Source organism: Vibrio sp. 2-Bac 85 (assembly GCF_037546705.1).
In the GTDB taxonomy this organism is placed as follows: domain Bacteria; phylum Pseudomonadota; class Gammaproteobacteria; order Enterobacterales; family Psychromonadaceae; genus Psychromonas.
In genome coordinates this window covers 197,201-214,202 of sequence record NZ_JALAAB010000006.1, presented here as the reverse complement: position 1 = coordinate 214,202, position 17,002 = coordinate 197,201, and the positions used below count along the sequence as shown (strand labels likewise).

The window sequence follows — 17,002 nt, the reverse complement described above, 5'->3', positions numbered from 1 at the left end:
GTGGTAATACGAAATAAGTTAAATTTACTAAGCTTTGGCAAATTTATAAGTGCGGTAACCGCCGATTAAGTTGCGTGCTTTGAAGCCGTTATTCACTAACTGACGATAAGCAACATTGCCACGTAAGCCAACCTGACAATAAATGATGATCTCTTTGTCTTTTGGTAATTCATGTAGTCGTTGACGTAGTTCGTCGACTGGAATATTGATAGCCTCCCCAATTTGTCCTAAAACTTCTAGTTCTCCTGCAGTACGCACATCCAATAACACTTGTTGGTCAGTTAAGTGATCAACTTCGTCAAAATGTATTGCTTTAGTATCTCCAAGCATAAGGTTATACGCTACAAAGGCTGCTTGGTTGATAACATCTTTAGCACTACCAAATGGTGGTGCGTAAGTGAGTTCGAGGTGTTGTAGTTGTTCTACTGTCATGCCTGCTCGTTGCGCGACGGCCATAATGTCGATTCGTTTGTCGATGCCATCCTTACCTGCGGCTTGGGCTCCTAGAATTTTTCCTGTTTGTGGATCAAATAACATTTTAAATGAGACTATTTCCGCACCTGGATAGTAGCTAGCATGGCTTGCTGTGTGCACAAAGACTTTCTCGTAGTTGATGCCTTTTTGTTTAAGTTGTTTTTCATTTTGACCGGTTGAAGCGATCGCTAAGTCAAATATTTTGCAAATGGCTGTACCCTGAGTGCCTTGATAATCTTGATTGCGACCAAACATATTATCAGCAGCCATGCGTCCTTGTCGGTTTGCAGGGCCTGCTAAAGGGACGATTGTTGGTTTACCTGTTACAAAGTCTTGTTCTTCAATGGCATCGCCAACGGCATAAATAACAGGATCACTGGTTTGTAATTGCAAATTGGTTTTAATACCACCTAATAAACCGATATCCAATCCAGCTTCTTTAGCTAAACTGGTTTCAGGCCGTACACCAATGGCCATAATCAATATGTCCGTGATGAGTTGTTCGCCATTACTTAAACTGAGGTTTAACTCACCTTGTAAATGTTGGTTGTCGATACTTTCACCAATGTCTTGATTGGCGATATGATCATTTTTAATATATTCAACACCCTGTAATGCAACCCCTAGACGTAAGTCGATACCATGGTCGCGGATCACTTGATGAGCAAATCCTGCCATCTCTTCATCTACTGGTGTCATCACTTGGTCTGCTAATTCCAATAGAGTGGTTTTAATCCCTAATTGATGAAAAGCTTCCATCATCTCTAATCCAATAAAACCACCACCTACCACTGTCGCGTGCTTAGGTTTATTGTATTTAATGGTATTGATGATGTTATCCATATCCGGAATATTACGCAGAGAGTGCGTTAATGGATTATCAATCCCCGGTATATTAGGTACGATCGGAGCGGCCCCTGGACTTAATACTAAAAAGTCATAGCTTTCAGTATATTTACTACCATCATTGACATTTTTAATAGTGATTGTTTTTTCGTTGCGATTAATGCGAATAACTTCTGACAATGGTCGTACATCAACGTTAAAGCGTGCCAAAAAACTTTCAGGAGTTTGTAGTAATAATTGATTACGATCTTCGATATCTCCACCTACATGGTACGGTAATCCACAATTAGCAAAGGAAATAAATGGACCTCGCTCAAGCATAATAATTTCTGCATCTTCACTTAAACGTCTTGCGCGTGCTGCTGCTGATGCGCCTCCGGCAACGCCACCGATAATTACAATTTTTGTCATATCCAATTTACTCCGTATTGCTCATTATTAATTTGATAGTGGGATTTTTTTGATTGTTAATCTTTAATTATTAAGCACTCGCCGTGCTTGAATTTGCAAAAACTATAATCCATTAAATTAGCTTTGTCTAATTTAACTTTAACTAATTTAGCTGGATCTAAATAAGAATTGACTAATGTCAATGCTGTCAGTATTCTTTGCATAATAAATAAATTATAGAAGGTGAAATTCATGGAACTCGATGAAATGACGTTACGTGCAGGTGAAGTCGCTGAGTTGTTAAAAACAATGGCTCACCAAGAGCGCCTCATGGTGTTGTGCCAATTAATAGAAGGGGAGGTTGGCGTCTCTCAATTACAAGCTGGTTCTGAATTAAGTCAGTCGGCATTTTCACAACAATTATCGGTATTACGCAAAAATGGTTTAGTTGAAGTGCGTAAAGAGTCGCAGCAGGTATTTTATTCCTTATCAGATCCTCGTATTAAAGCGTTAATCATTAGCTTGCATGGGATTTTTTGTGTTTAAGTAAAACTGGTTTTAATCAACTTAATTGAGAGAGTTATATGTCGTTTTCAATACCTTGGCATGCATTATTGGGTGGAATGTTGTTAGGTTTATCTGCCGCCATTCTGATGTTATTTAGTGGTAAAGTCGCCGGTATTAGTGGCATTGTAAATGGTTTGATACAACCTAAAAAAGGGGACACAGCTTGGCGTGCTGTTTTTATTATTACGATGATTTTGAGTGCAGTTTTTATCGCTCCCTTCGATATCAATTTACCGCTTGTAAGCACTGATAGTTACCTGCTGATAGCGTTAGCGGGTCTACTCGTAGGTGTTGGCACTCGTCTAGGTAATGGTTGTACTAGTGGTCATGGAATTGTTGGTATGGGACGTTTTTCGGTGCGTTCTATTGTTGCTACTGTCGTGTTTATGCTTAGTGCAATAGTGGTTGTTTATTTTCGTCAATTATTCGGAGCCATATAAATGCATTATTCATCTTTATTTCGTATTGCAGTAGCAGCCGTAGCGGGTTTGTTATTTGGCGCTGGCATGGTGATTTCTGAAATGGTTGACCCTAATAAAGTGACCGCTTTTTTAAATGTAACGGGCGCATGGGATCCTAGCCTTGCATTTGTGATGGGAGGAGCGCTATTAGTGTTCACGCCTATCTATCATGGTGTCATTAAAAAACGTCAAACAGCTGTCAGTGGAGAACCTTTACAATTAAGCCATAAGAAAAAAGTAGATGCGCCTTTAATTCTTGGTGCTAGCTTATTTGGCATTGGCTGGGGGCTCGCTGGGTTTTGTCCTGGGCCTGTAGTATCTAGCCTGAGTTCAATGAATCCTGTTATATTGGTGTTTATTGTTTTTATGCTTTTAGGGATGATGCTTGCTAATCGATATTTAGCGGGTAGAGTCTGTTCGTTGTTTACTGCTAAGCGTGGGCATTAATAACAGACATGCTAAGTGTAAGGTTTGAGGTTAATGTTTCTTAATCATGTTTATTCATAAGCTTCTTAATATAAAACGTAGATTCAAATGATAAGATAAACTACCTCAATACTTTGTTTGAAAGAGGTAACGGTTAGGTGAGAGTGCAATAGAAAAGTAGCTTGATTGTCTTTTATCAATAAGAATTGTTATTTTTATATATAATCAGGTTACAAAAGACAGAAAAATCCTTATACTTACGTGCTTTATTTTTAGGTGGCGACTTATGCTTAATATAAAAGCAGTCTTTCACCTACTAAACAATCGCTTTAAATAGGTGGTTGTTTTACCTCTTAGCAACTGATGCTAGGGTCGGTATTATTAATTTTAACAGTGGATAAAAAGCGTTATGACAACAGTAAATTCTGAAAACAGCAAAAGCTCATTCGATGGGGTTAAATGGACGATCACCGTTTTATTATTAGCAGCAATCATTGTTGGTAATTATTTATATGGCGAAGAAACGCATGTTGTATTACGTGTAGCAGTACTTTTATTATTAGCTGCTTTAGCCGTTCTTTCTGCTGCATTTACTGAAAAAGGCAAAACGTTTATTGGTTTTGCTAAAGATGCGCGCCTTGAAGTGCGTAAAGTTGTTTGGCCAACTCGCCAAGAAACAGTACAAACTACATTAATCATCTTAGCGGTATCAACCATTGTTGGTTTGATATTGTGGGGTCTTGATGGCATTTTCGTTCGCCTCATCGCGTTTATCACTACCTCTATTTAAGGGTTTATTATGACTGAAGAAGTTCAAAAAAAGAGATGGTATGTAGTCCAAGCCTTTTCTGGGTATGAAGGACGTGTACAAAAAACATTAGTTGAGCACATCCGTTTAAATGAAATGGAAGAGCACTTTGGACAAATCTTAGTCCCAACGGAAGAAGTTGTTGAAATGCGTGCTGGACAAAAACGTAAAAGTGAACGTAAGTTCTTCCCTGGTTACGTTTTAGTTGAAATGGCGATGAATGACGACAGCTGGCATTTAGTAAAAAGCATTGACCGTGTAATGGGCTTTATTGGTGGTACAGCAGAACGTCCTGCTCCTATCTCTCAAAAAGAAGTGGATAATATTCTTAACCGTTTACAAGAGTCTCACGATACTCCTCGTCCACGTACTTTGTTTGAAGCAGGTGAAGTGGTTCGTGTTAGTGATGGTCCATTTGCTGACTTCTCAGGTACAGTTGAAGAAGTTGACTACGATAAGAGCCGCTTAAAAGTATCGGTTTCTATCTTTGGTCGTGCAACGCCAGTTGAACTTGAATTCTCTCAAGTTGAAAAAAGCTAATTAATTTATAACAAATCAGTTATTTGTTAATGCTTATCTAAGCCAATAAGGTCATTCTTATTGGCTTTTTGTTTTTTTAATCATCTGTAATTGTTATTAGGTTAAAAAAACACCAAAAGATCTTGTGAAATGAGGTAGCTTACAGTTATAATTCGCCGCCCATTTTATTTGTGGTGAGAACTTTAGTTAACACGGCAAATTCAATAGGATCGAGTAGGCTGCAATAATGCAGTCACTTATGTATTCATCGGGAAGCTGAGTTTTTTCAGCGTTATACCCAAAAAAAGGTAATATATCATGGCTAAGAAAGTAACCGCATATATCAAGCTGCAAGTTTCAGCTGGTATGGCAAACCCGTCACCACCAGTTGGTCCAGCACTTGGTCAACACGGTGTTAACATCATGGAATTCTGTAAAGCATTCAATGCAAAAACAGAAGCTCAAGAAAAAGGCGCGCCAGTTCCTGTAGTAATTACAGTATATGCTGACCGTTCTTTTACGTTCGAAACTAAGACTCCACCTGCATCTTACTTACTTAAGAAAGCTGCTGGCATCAAATCTGGTTCTGCTGTACCTAACAAAAATAAAGTAGGTAAAGTAACAGTTGCTCAACTTGAAGAAATCGCTAAAGCGAAAGAAGTTGATTTAACGGGTGCCGATCTTGAAGCGATGGTACGTTGTATTGCGGGTTCTGCTCGTTCTATGGGTCTGGAAGTAGAGGGTTAATACAATGGCTAAATTATCTAAACGCATGACAGCTATCCGTGCAGAAGTTGACGGAACTAAAGAATACGAAATCAATGAAGCAGTAGCACTTTTACAAAAGTTCGCTACAGCTAAATTCAGCGAAAGCATTGATGTTGCAGTTAACCTAGGTGTTGATCCTCGTCGTAGTGATCAAAACGTACGTGGCGCAACTGTATTACCACACGGTACTGGTCGTGAAGTTCGTGTTGCTGTATTCACACAAGGCGCTAACGCAGAAGCTGCTCTAGCTGCTGGTGCGGATATCGTTGGTATGGACGATCTTGCTGCTAAAGTTAAAGCTGGCGAAATGGATTTTGACGTAGTAATTGCATCACCAGACGCTATGCGTGTTGTTGGTCAATTAGGTCAAATCTTAGGTCCTCGTGGCCTAATGCCTAACCCGAAAGTTGGTACAGTTACACCTAACGTTGCTGATGCAGTTAAAAATGCTAAAGCTGGTCAGGTTCGTTACCGTAACGACAAGAATGGTATTATCCATTCTACAATAGGTAAAGCAACGTTCTCTGCTGAACAGATTAAAGAAAACCTAGAAGCTTTGATTATTGCGCTTAAAAAAGGCAAGCCATCAGGTGCTAAAGGTCAATTCATTAAGAAAGTTTCTCTATCTACAACTATGGGTGCAGGTCTTAAAGTTGACCAAGCAACTCTAGAAACAGTAGTAGCGTAATTTTTTGTAGTGATTTGATGATTAATCATCAAGTCACTATACAAGGTGGCATATTGTTTGTATAATATGCGACCTTACTTTGGAGGGCCTTAGGTCTCTTCTTAGACCGCAGGTGTTAAATCTCTGATTTGACTTAATTTCCTGCGTAGACGGTACCGGACCCCAGAAAGATTATTCTACTGGATCCGAAACCAAAATAGTGCCTCACCATTAGGTGAGGGTGTTTATCTAGGGTAAAACCTAGTGGAATCCAGGAGTAAAACCAAATGGCATTAAGACTCGAAGACAAACAAGCTATTGTTGCTGAAGTCAACGAAGCTGCTAAAGGCGCTCTGTCTGCTGTTGTCGCTGATTCACGTGGCGTAACAGTAGGTGCAATGACTGAACTTCGTGCAAAAGCACGTGCAAACGGTGTATTTTTACGAGTAATTCGTAATACATTAGCACGTCGTGCAGTTGAAGGTACTGATTATGCATGTCTGGCAGATACGTTTACAGGTCCTACTATCCTTGCTTTTTCAAACGAACATCCAGGTGCAGCAGCACGTCTTTTAAAAGACTTTGCTAAAGCTAATGAAAAGTTTGAAATTAAAGGGCTAGCATTTGAAGGCGAATTTATTGAAGCCGATCAAATCGACCGTTTAGCGACATTACCAACTTACGACGAAGCAATTGCGAAACTGATGGCTACTATGAAAGAAGCTGCAGCGGGCAAACTTGTACGTACTCTGGCTGCAATTCGCGACCAGAAAGAAGAATCTGCAGCGTAATTGCTGTAATACCATTTTATAATCTATATATAGGAATTGACTCATGTCTCTTACTAAAGACCAAATCATTGATGCTGTTGCAGAACTATCTGTAATGGAAGTTGTTGAACTAATCGAAGCAATGGAAGAAAAATTCGGTGTATCTGCTGCTGCTGTTGCTGCAGGTCCTGCTGCTGCAGGCGAAGCTGCTGCTGAGCAAACTGAATTCAACCTTGTACTTACTGCTTTCGGTGAGAACAAAGTTAAAGCAATCAAAGCTGTTCGTGCTATCACAGGTCTAGGCCTGAAAGAAGCGAAAGACGCTGTTGAATCTTGCCCTGCTGTATTGAAAGAAGGCATCTCGAAAGACGAAGCTGAAGCTTTCCAGAAAGAGCTTGCTGAAATCGGTGCAACTGCTGAACTTAAATAAGTTAGATTTTCTAACTTATTAGCCATGAAAATGGCACTGGCTGGTGATTATTTAATCACCGGCCTTTTTGCGCTATAGGATACCGTGATTTATCATTATTTTTTACGGTCATCGGACGCTTAAGGTGATGTTATTGCCATATTGTTTCGAACGATAAAGTCAGCGATATAAGCTGCGCCTTAAAAACAGGCTCAAACAGAAGCAATATAGACATTTAAAACATCATTAACACCAAAATAATGTGCCGCCGTTGTCATGCAACAAGATTCAAACCAAGTAAGACAACTATGACCAATTTAATCAGCGAGCAAAGGAACCACATGGGTTACTCTTATACTGAGAAAAAACGTATTCGTAAGGATTTCGGGAAACGCCCACAAGTAATGGAAAAACCATACTTGTTGGAGATTCAACTAGATTCATTCAAACGATACATTGAAGTCGATCCGACTGGCGAAGTAGGTTTACAAGCTGCTTTTAACAGCATCTTTCCTATCGCGAGTTACTCAGGCACTTCGGAGCTACAATACGTAAGCTACCGCTTAGGTGAACCTGTATTCGATGTAAAAGAATGCCAAATCCGCGGAGTTACATACTCTGCCTCTTTACGTGTAAAACTACGTCTTGTTATTTATGATCGTGACGCGCCAGCAGGCACGGTTAAAGATATCCGTGAACAAGAAGTTTACATGGGTGAAATGCCACTCATGACAGAAAATGGTACCTTTGTAATCAATGGTACTGAGCGTGTTATTGTTTCTCAATTACATCGTTCACCTGGTGTTTTCTTTGATCATGATAAAGGCAAAACACACAGTTCGGGTAAAGTGTTATATAACGCACGTGTTATCCCTTACCGTGGTTCTTGGTTAGATTTTGAGTTTGACCCGAAAGACAACTTATTTGTTCGTATTGACCGTCGTCGTAAATTACCAGCGACTATCATGTTACGTGCACTTGAGTACACGACAGAACAAATCCTAGACATCTTCTTTGATACAACTCAGTTTGTTGTTAAAGATGGTGTTATTACGATGGCATTAATTGCAGACCGTTTACGTGGTGAGCAGTTTAACTTTGACATCGTGAGTAAAGGTACAACTTATGTTGAATCGGGCAAACGTATTACTGCTCGTCATATTCGTCAACTTGAAAAAGACGGCGTACAACACATTGAAGTGCCATTCGAACATCTAGAAGGTAAAGTGTCAGCGAAAGATTACATCAGCAGCGAAACTGGTGAAATCATTGTTAACGCAAATGATATCTTTACGCTTGAATTATTAGCAGAGCTAGCACAGTCTGGTATTAAAAAATTCGAAGCAATTTACACTAATGAATTAGATTGTGGTTCATTTATTTCGGATACATTACGCGTTGACTCTTCAACTAACCGTTTAGAAGCGTTAGTAGAAGTTTACCGTATGATGCGTCCTGGTGAGCCACCAACAAAAGATGCTGCAGAAGGTTTATTCCAAAACTTATTCTTTGCAGAAGAACGTTATGACTTATCTAAAGTAGGTCGTATGAAGTTCAATCGTCGCGTTAATATTGAAGGCGATGTAGGTCCTGGCATTCTATCTAACGAAGATATCTTAAGTGTAATGAAAACACTGATCGATATCCGTAACGGTAATGGCGAAGTTGATGATATCGATCACCTTGGTAACCGTCGTATTCGTTGTGTAGGTGAAATGGCTGAAAACCAATTCCGTGTTGGTTTAGTACGTGTTGAACGTGCTGTTAAAGAGCGTCTATCTTTGGGCGATCTTGATGCGACTATGCCGCAAGATCTGATCAATGCAAAACCTATCTCAGCTGCTGTTAAAGAGTTCTTTGGTTCATCACAACTGTCTCAGTTTATGGATCAAAATAACCCGTTATCAGAAGTAACACACAAACGTCGTATCTCTGCATTAGGCCCTGGTGGTTTAACACGTGAACGTGCTGGCTTTGAAGTACGTGACGTACACGTAACGCATTACGGTCGTTTATGTCCTATCGAAACACCTGAGGGACCAAACATCGGTCTTATCAACTCGTTAGCTACTTTCTCTCGTACTAACAGTTACGGTTTCTTAGAAACACCTTACCGTAAAGTGATCGATGGTAAACCTTCTGATCAAGTTGAATATTTATCAGCTATCGAAGAAGGTACATTTGTTATCGCACAGGCATCTGCCGGTCTTGATGAAAATGGCATGCTTAACGAAGATATGATCCAGTGTCGTCATAAAGGTGAAACTACCTTCATGGGACCAAACGACATTGATTACATGGATGTGTCACCACAACAGATCATTTCTGTTGCTGCGTCACTTATCCCGTTCTTAGAACATGATGATGCTAACCGTGCCTTAATGGGTGCAAACATGCAACGTCAAGCTGTACCAACACTACGTGCTGATAAGCCATTAGTAGGTACAGGTATTGAACGTCGTCTAGCGATCGATTCTGGTGTAACCATTATTGCAAAACGTGGCGGAACAATTGATTACGTTGATGCATCTCGTATCGTAGTTAAAGTTGCTGATGATGAATTAGTTGCTGGTGAAGCCGGTATCGACATCTACAACTTAACTAAATACACGCGTTCGAATCAGAATACATGTATTAACCAAAAACCAACGTGTAAACCTGGCGAGCCAATTGTTCGCGGTGACGTATTAGCCGATGGTCCATCGACTGATATGGGTGATTTAGCACTTGGTCAAAACATGAAGATTGCCTTCATGCCTTGGAATGGTTACAACTTTGAGGATTCAATCCTTATTTCTGAGCGTGTATCTCAAGAAGATCGTTTTACTACGATCCATATCCAAGAGTTCTCATGTATTGCACGTGAAACTAAATTGGGTACTGAAGAGATCACGGCCGATATTCCTAACGTTGGTGAATCTGCACTAAGTAAACTAGATGAGTCTGGTATTGTTTATGTAGGTGCTGAAGTTAAACCAGGTGATATCTTAGTAGGTAAAGTAACACCTAAAGGTGAAACTCAACTTACGCCAGAAGAAAAACTATTACGAGCAATCTTCGGTGAAAAAGCGTCTGATGTTAAAGACAGCTCTTTACGCGTAGCTAACTCAACTTACGCAACAGTAATTGACGTACAAGTCTTTACTCGTGACGGCGTTGAGAAAGACAAACGTGCACTAGAAATTGAAGAAATGCAGTTAAAAGCGGCGAAGAAAGATTTAACTGAGAAGTTTAAACTTTTAGAAGGCTCTATTTACGAAAAAGCATTAAACCTATTAGTTTCTGCTGGTCAAGAAGAAGCGCGTCTACTACAAATGCCTAAGGCTCAGTGGTTTGATATCGTGCTTTCTGATGATGAGAAGCAAACGCTTTTAGATCAAATCAATGCACAACACGACGAAATTAAAGCAAACTACGATAAAGAGTTTGATATTAAACGTCGTAAAATTACACAAGGTGATGATTTAGCACCGGGTGTACAAAAAATTGTTAAAGTTTACTTAGCGGTACGTCGTCGCCTACAACCAGGTGATAAAATGGCCGGCCGTCACGGTAACAAAGGTGTTATTTCAAACATCGTACCTGTAGAAGATATGCCTCACGATGAGTTTGGTGTTCCAGTTGATATCGTACTTAACCCATTGGGTGTACCATCTCGAATGAACATCGGTCAGATTCTTGAAACACATCTAGGTCTAGCGTGTAAAGGTGTTGGTGAGAAACTAGAGCGTATGATCAAAGATCAGCGTGACGTTGAAATCAGCAAAGTACGTGAATATGTACAAAAACTTTACTCATTCGGTGATGCACCGTGTCATGTTGACTTAAATGACTTTGATGATGAAGCTGTATTACGTCTTGCTAAAAACCTATACAAAGGTTTACCAGTTGCGACTCCAGCATTTGATGGCGCACACGAAAGTGAAATCCGTGAATTGTTACGCATGGCTGATTTACCTGAGTCTGGTCAGTTACAATTAACTGATGGCCGTACGGGTATCCCATTTGAACGTCCAGTAACCGTTGGTTACATGTACATGTTAAAACTGAATCACTTAGTTGATGACAAAATGCATGCACGTTCAACAGGTTCTTACAGCTTGGTTACTCAGCAACCACTTGGTGGTAAAGCTCAGTTCGGTGGCCAGCGTTTTGGTGAGATGGAAGTATGGGCACTTGAAGCTTACGGTGCTGCTTACACTCTACAAGAGATGCTGACAGTTAAATCGGATGATGTTAACGGTCGTACTAAGATGTATAAAAACATCGTAGACGGTGACCATAGAATGGAACCAGGCATGCCTGAATCATTCAACGTATTGTTGAAAGAGATCCGTTCATTAAGCATCAATATCGAGCTAGATGAATCTAACTAAAATTCGTTTTAGTTGAAAATATGTGGCGTCTCGTTTTTTTGAGACGCCTAGTTTTAACTCCTATGGGAGAGTAGCGTGAAAGACTTACTCAAGTTTTTAAAGCAACAAAATAAAACCAAAGAATTCGATGGTATTAAAATCGGTTTAGCATCACCAGAAATGATCCGTTCATGGTCTTTTGGTGAAGTTAAAAAACCTGAAACCATTAACTACCGTACATTCAAACCTGAACGTGAAGGTCTGTTCTGTGCACGTATCTTTGGTCCAATCAAAGATTACGAATGTTTATGTGGTAAGTACAAGCGCCTAAAACATCGTGGTGTTATTTGTGAAAAATGTGGTGTTGAGGTAACTCAAGCTAAAGTTCGTCGTGACCGTATGGGACACATCGAATTAGCATCACCTGTTGCACACATTTGGTTCCTTAAATCACTTCCATCTCGTATCGGCTTAATGCTTGATATGACGTTACGTGATATCGAACGTATCCTATATTTTGAATCATTCGTGGTTGTTGAACCAGGTATGACTGATCTTGAACGTGGTCAAATTCTTCTTGAAGAAGAGTACTTGGACAACCTAGAGCAATGGGGCGATGAGTTTGATGCAATGATGGGCGCTGAAGCCGTTTTTGCACTGCTTAAAGACCTAGATCTAGAACACGAGATCAAAGGCATGCGTGAAGAGTTAGAAACAACTAATTCTGAAACTCGCCGTAAGAAATTAACTAAACGTCTGAAATTGGTAGAATCTTTCCACCAGTCTTCAAACAAACCAGAGTGGATGATCTTAACAGTACTTCCAGTACTACCACCTGATTTACGTCCTCTAGTACCACTAGACGGCGGACGTTTTGCAACGTCTGACTTAAATGACTTATACCGTCGTGTTATTAACCGTAATAACCGCCTAAAACGTCTTTTAGAACTAGCTGCGCCAGATATCATCGTACGTAACGAAAAACGTATGTTACAAGAGTCTGTTGATGCGTTATTAGATAATGGTCGTCGTGGCCGAGCTATTACTGGTTCGAACAAACGTCCTCTAAAATCGCTTGCAGATATGATCAAAGGTAAGCAAGGTCGTTTCCGTCAAAACTTACTAGGTAAACGTGTTGATTACTCTGGTCGTTCTGTAATTACAGTGGGTCCAACTCTACGTTTACATCAATGTGGTCTTCCGAAGAAGATGGCATTAGAGCTATTCAAACCATTCGTTTACGGTAAGTTAGAAGCATTAGGTCTTGCTACTACTATCAAAGCAGCTAAGAAATTAGTTGACCGTGAAGGTGGTGAAGTTTGGGATATCCTAGAAGGTGTTATCCGTGAACATCCAGTGCTACTTAACCGTGCACCAACACTTCACAGACTAGGTATCCAAGCATTTGAACCTGTATTAATCGAAGGTAAAGCGATTCAATTACACCCATTAGTTTGTGCGGCATACAACGCCGACTTCGATGGTGACCAAATGGCGGTACACGTACCGTTAACAATTGAAGCACAGCTTGAAGCTCGTACGTTAATGATGTCTACGAATAATATCTTATCACCTGCAAATGGTGAGCCGATTATCGTACCTTCACAAGACGTTGTATTAGGTTTGTACTACATGACTCGTACTCGCATTAATGCGCGTGGCGAAGGCATGTACTTCAAAAATGCAAAAGAAGCTGAAAAAGCATACCGTGCTGGTGTTGTAGACTTGCAAGCAATTGTTAAAGTTCGTATGACACAGGTACACATTGCAGAAGATAAATCTCGTACATCAACAACTGGTTTAGTTGAAACGACGATTGGTCGTGCCATCTTATCTTTAATCATGCCTGAAGGTTTACCATTCGAGCATGTTGATTTGAACATGGGCAAAAAAGCAATCTCTAACGTGCTAAATGCTTGTTACCGTTTACTAGGTATTAAAGACACTGTTATTTTTGCTGACCAATTGATGTACACAGGTTTTGAGTACGCAACATTGTCAGGTGCTTCTGTTGGTATCGACGATATGGTTATTCCTGATGCTAAGAAACGCTTAGTTGAAGAAGCTGAAGCTGAAGTACTAGAAATCCAAGAGCAATTCCAAGCTGGTCTTGTTACTGCGGGTGAGCGTTACAATAAAGTTATCGATATTTGGGCAAGTGCGAATGAGCAAGTGGCTAAAGCGATGATGGAAAACCTTTCTAAAGACACAGTCTTAACAGCGAAAGGTGAAGAAGTTCAGCAAGATTCGTTTAACAGCGTTTATATGATGGCCGACTCGGGCGCACGTGGTAGTGCTGCTCAGATTCGTCAGCTAGCGGGTATGCGTGGTCTGATGGCTAAACCAGATGGTTCAATCATCGAAACACCTATCGTAGCTAACTTCCGTGAAGGTCTAAACGTACTTCAGTACTTTATCTCGACGCATGGTGCACGTAAAGGTCTAGCCGATACCGCACTTAAAACAGCAAACTCGGGTTACCTAACTCGTCGTCTTGTTGATATTGCTCAAGATTTAGTTATTACTGAAGAAGATTGTGGTAGTACTGAAGGTCTGTTAGTTACTCCGTTAATTCAAGGTGGCGACGTTGTTGAACCACTTCGTGAACGTGTACTAGGTCGTGTTGTTGCTCGTGACATCATTAAACCAGGTACAGATAACGAAGTATTAATCGCACGTAACGTATTACTTGATGAAAAATACTGTGACTTAATCGAAGAAGCATCGGTTGACCAAGTATGGGTTCGCTCTGTTATTACTTGTAATACTGACTTTGGTGCTTGTGCACAATGTTACGGTCGTGATTTGGCTCGTGGACACATGGTTGGTCAAGGCGAAGCCGTTGGTGTTATGGCCGCTCAGTCTATCGGTGAACCTGGTACACAGTTAACGATGCGTACGTTCCACATCGGTGGTGCAGCATCGCGTTCTGCATCAGAAAACAATATCCAAGTTAAAAATACCGGTAAAGTTAAATTACATAACGCTAAGTTTGTAATTAACTCTGATGGCAAAGTAGTTGTAACGTCTCGTTCAACTGAGCTAACCGTTATTGATGAATTAGGTCGTACTAAAGAGAATCACCGTCTACCTTATGGTGCTGTTCTTGAGAAGCAAGATGGTGCAGTAATCACTGCTGGCGAAATCATTGCTAACTGGGACCCGCATACACATCCAATTATTACGGAAGTGGAAGGTACGGTTGAGTTCTTAGACTTTATTGAAGGCATTACTATTAATAAACAAACTGATGAACTAACTGGTTTATCAAGTATTGTTATTATTGACCCTGCACAGCGTCCAAGTGCAGGTAAAGAAATGCGTCCAATGGCTAAATTAGTTGATGCTAAAGGTAATGATTTATTCATTCCTGGTACTGAAGTTGCTGCGCAATATGCACTTCCTGCCAAAGCAATCGTTAGCCTTGAAGATGGTGCTCAAGTACGAGTTGGTGATGCGGTTGCTCGTATCCCTCAAGAAAGTTCAAAAACTCGTGATATCACGGGTGGTCTACCTCGCGTAGCTGACTTATTTGAAGCTCGTACACCTAAAGATGCCGCTATTCTTGCTGAAGTATCTGGTACGTTAGCATTTGGTAAAGAAACCAAAGGTAAGCGTCGCCTAGTGATCACTCAAGCAAATGGTGATGTTTACGAAGAGATGATCCCTAAATGGCGTCACCTAAACATCTTCGAAGGTGAGAAGATTGAAAAAGGTGAGGTTATTTCTGACGGTCCTGAGTCTCCTCATGACATCCTTCGTCTACGTGGTATTAGCCCAGTGGCTAACTACATCACAAACGAAGTACAAGAAGTATACCGTTTACAAGGTGTAAAAATTAATGATAAGCATATCGAAGTTATCGTTAACCAAATGCTACGTAAATGTATCATCACTGATGCTGGCGATACGCCATTCTTAGTGGGTGAGCAAGCTGAAGTTGTACGCGTTATCATTGAAAACCGTCGCTTAGAAGCTGAAGGCAAAAACTTAGCTAAGTTTGAGTACCAGTTACTCGGTATTACTAAAGCATCACTAGCAACTGAATCATTTATTTCAGCGGCATCTTTCCAAGAAACAACGCGTGTTCTTACGGAAGCAGCTGTTGCAGGTAAATGTGACCAATTACATGGCTTGAAAGAGAATGTAATCGTAGGTCGCTTGATTCCAGCTGGTACTGGTTTTGCACATCACCGTACTCGTGCCGCAGCTAAAGCGAAAGAGCTTGAACCTGTTAGTGCTGAGCCAATTATCGATGTTGAAGCAGCTGAGCAAAACTTAGCTGACTTACTAAACGCCGTTGATTTTGGTGAATAAGTAGCAAATATAAGCAATTAATTTTGCTTTAGAAAAAAAGGTGCTTCGGCACCTTTTTTTATATCTAAAATTTGAGCTGATTATAGCTTTCCTTCGTGCTCTTCATGCAGCGCTTCGTGGTTATTTTGGTGTTTTAAGTCAAAAGCGATTTACCACGAAGACACGAAGGGTAAAGAAGGTTAAGTCAAAAACACTTAATGACAGATAAGAAGTGTGGATTTTTTTGACTAACTTATCGTTTTTCCTTCGTGCTCTTCGTGTAGCGCAGCGCTTCGTGGTTATTTTGGTGTTTTAAGGGTTAATATTTTTGTTGGGCTTTTATTTGTACGAGTTTAATTTTTTATCATTTCGCATTGTTTTTATTTTGCTTCTACTTCAATATACAGGCTCGAAATTAACTGATTAGGATAAGCATTAAATGACAACTAAAAAAATTATTAGTACAGAACAATCTCCATCAGCAATTGGTCCATATTCTCAAGCTAATCAACTAGGCAACATGATCTTTACTTCTGGTCAAATCCCATTGGATCCAAAATCAATGGAGATTGTAGAAGGTGGTGTTGCAGAGCAAACTGAACAAGTAATGAAAAACTTATTGGCAGTATTAGAAGCCGCTGGTGCAACAGCACAAACTGTCGTTAAAACGACTTGTTTCATTAAAGATATGAATGACTTTGCTGCTTTCAATGAAGTTTATGGTAAATACTTTGCTGAATTAGCACCTGCTCGTTCATGTGTTGAAGTAGCTCGTTTGCCAAAAGACGTGTTGGTTGAAGTTGAAGCAATTGCGTACACGGCTTAAGGCTTAGTATGTCTGAATCAGGGGTTGTTAAATTTTCTTTGTTAGTGACGGGTAATCCTGCTAGCAGTCAAAATACCGCATCTGCCTTACAGTTTTGCGAGGCAGTATTAGCTGCTGGGCATAAAATATGTGGTGTTTTTTTCTACTTAGATGGTGTACTAACAGCCAATGATTTAATTAACCCTGCCAGCGATGAGGTTAATATACCTGATCGCTGGGCTGCTTTAGCGACTCAATACAAGTTTGCACTTGAAGTTTGTGTATCGGCATCATTACGGCGCGGTATCGTTAATGAGCAAGAGGCTGCACAATTAGGTTTACAGCATTACAATCTTAAACCCCCTTTTTTACTCAGCGGGTTAGGTCAATTAGCTGAGTTATCTGCTAGTTGTGACCGATTGATACAGTTTTAGGGCATGA

At 40.3% G+C, this 17,002-nt stretch carries 14 protein-coding genes; 13 read left to right on the top strand and 1 reads right to left on the bottom strand.

The features are described 5' to 3' along the window. Positions 1-27: 27 nt before the first annotated feature. A complete protein-coding gene (locus MT390_RS09105; RefSeq protein ID WP_499440731.1) occupies positions 28-1,731 on the bottom strand; it encodes an FAD-dependent oxidoreductase in 1,704 nt (567 codons plus the stop codon). 231 nt (positions 1,732-1,962) lie between these two features. Here MT390_RS09105 and MT390_RS09100 point away from each other — a divergent pair, with 231 nt between their 5' ends. From MT390_RS09100 to tusD, 13 genes are all read left to right on the top strand, one after another. Continuing rightward, the gene (locus MT390_RS09100; RefSeq protein ID WP_499440730.1) at positions 1,963-2,256 is read left to right on the top strand and encodes an ArsR/SmtB family transcription factor; all 294 of its coding nucleotides are present in this window, start codon (positions 1,963-1,965) and stop codon (positions 2,254-2,256) included. 38 nt (positions 2,257-2,294) lie between these two features. Then, complete coding sequence (locus MT390_RS09095) at positions 2,295-2,717, top strand: YeeE/YedE family protein (protein ID WP_499440728.1); 423 nt, start codon at positions 2,295-2,297, stop codon at positions 2,715-2,717. Then, on the top strand, positions 2,718-3,185 hold the full coding sequence (locus tag MT390_RS09090) for a DUF6691 family protein (protein WP_499440727.1): 468 nt from the start codon (positions 2,718-2,720) through the stop codon (positions 3,183-3,185). Between the two features lie 388 nt (positions 3,186-3,573). Further along, positions 3,574-3,954: a preprotein translocase subunit SecE gene (gene secE / locus MT390_RS09085; RefSeq protein WP_028869215.1), complete on the top strand. Its 381-nt coding sequence runs from the start codon at positions 3,574-3,576 to the stop codon at positions 3,952-3,954. A 9-nt stretch (positions 3,955-3,963) separates the two neighbouring features. Beyond that, complete coding sequence (nusG, locus tag MT390_RS09080) at positions 3,964-4,512, top strand: transcription termination/antitermination protein NusG (RefSeq protein WP_028869214.1); 549 nt, start codon at positions 3,964-3,966, stop codon at positions 4,510-4,512. Positions 4,513-4,809: 297 nt separating this feature from the next. Continuing rightward, positions 4,810-5,238: a 50S ribosomal protein L11 gene (gene rplK, locus MT390_RS09075; protein WP_028869213.1), complete on the top strand. Its 429-nt coding sequence runs from the start codon at positions 4,810-4,812 to the stop codon at positions 5,236-5,238. Between the two features lie 4 nt (positions 5,239-5,242). Continuing rightward, the gene (rplA, locus tag MT390_RS09070; protein ID WP_499440725.1) at positions 5,243-5,947 is read left to right on the top strand and encodes a 50S ribosomal protein L1; all 705 of its coding nucleotides are present in this window, start codon (positions 5,243-5,245) and stop codon (positions 5,945-5,947) included. 266 nt (positions 5,948-6,213) lie between these two features. Then, positions 6,214-6,717, top strand: a complete 504-nt coding sequence (rplJ, locus tag MT390_RS09065) for a 50S ribosomal protein L10 (protein WP_028869211.1) — start codon at positions 6,214-6,216, stop codon at positions 6,715-6,717. Positions 6,718-6,760: 43 nt separating this feature from the next. Further along, a complete protein-coding gene (gene rplL, locus MT390_RS09060) occupies positions 6,761-7,126 on the top strand; it encodes a 50S ribosomal protein L7/L12 (RefSeq protein WP_028869210.1) in 366 nt (121 codons plus the stop codon). 320 nt (positions 7,127-7,446) lie between these two features. Then, entirely contained in the window at positions 7,447-11,481 is a 4,035-nt protein-coding gene (gene rpoB, locus MT390_RS09055; protein ID WP_166372388.1) for a DNA-directed RNA polymerase subunit beta, read from the top strand. 75 nt (positions 11,482-11,556) lie between these two features. Beyond that, positions 11,557-15,777: a DNA-directed RNA polymerase subunit beta' gene (gene rpoC / locus MT390_RS09050; RefSeq protein WP_499440723.1), complete on the top strand. Its 4,221-nt coding sequence runs from the start codon at positions 11,557-11,559 to the stop codon at positions 15,775-15,777. A 418-nt stretch (positions 15,778-16,195) separates the two neighbouring features. Beyond that, positions 16,196-16,582 carry a RidA family protein gene (locus tag MT390_RS09045; protein ID WP_166372386.1) on the top strand — a complete coding sequence of 129 codons (387 nt, stop codon included), beginning with the start codon at positions 16,196-16,198 and terminating at the stop codon, positions 16,580-16,582. An 8-nt stretch (positions 16,583-16,590) separates the two neighbouring features. Then, positions 16,591-16,995: a sulfurtransferase complex subunit TusD gene (gene tusD, locus MT390_RS09040; protein WP_299668706.1), complete on the top strand. Its 405-nt coding sequence runs from the start codon at positions 16,591-16,593 to the stop codon at positions 16,993-16,995. The last annotated feature ends 7 nt before the right edge of the window (positions 16,996-17,002 follow it).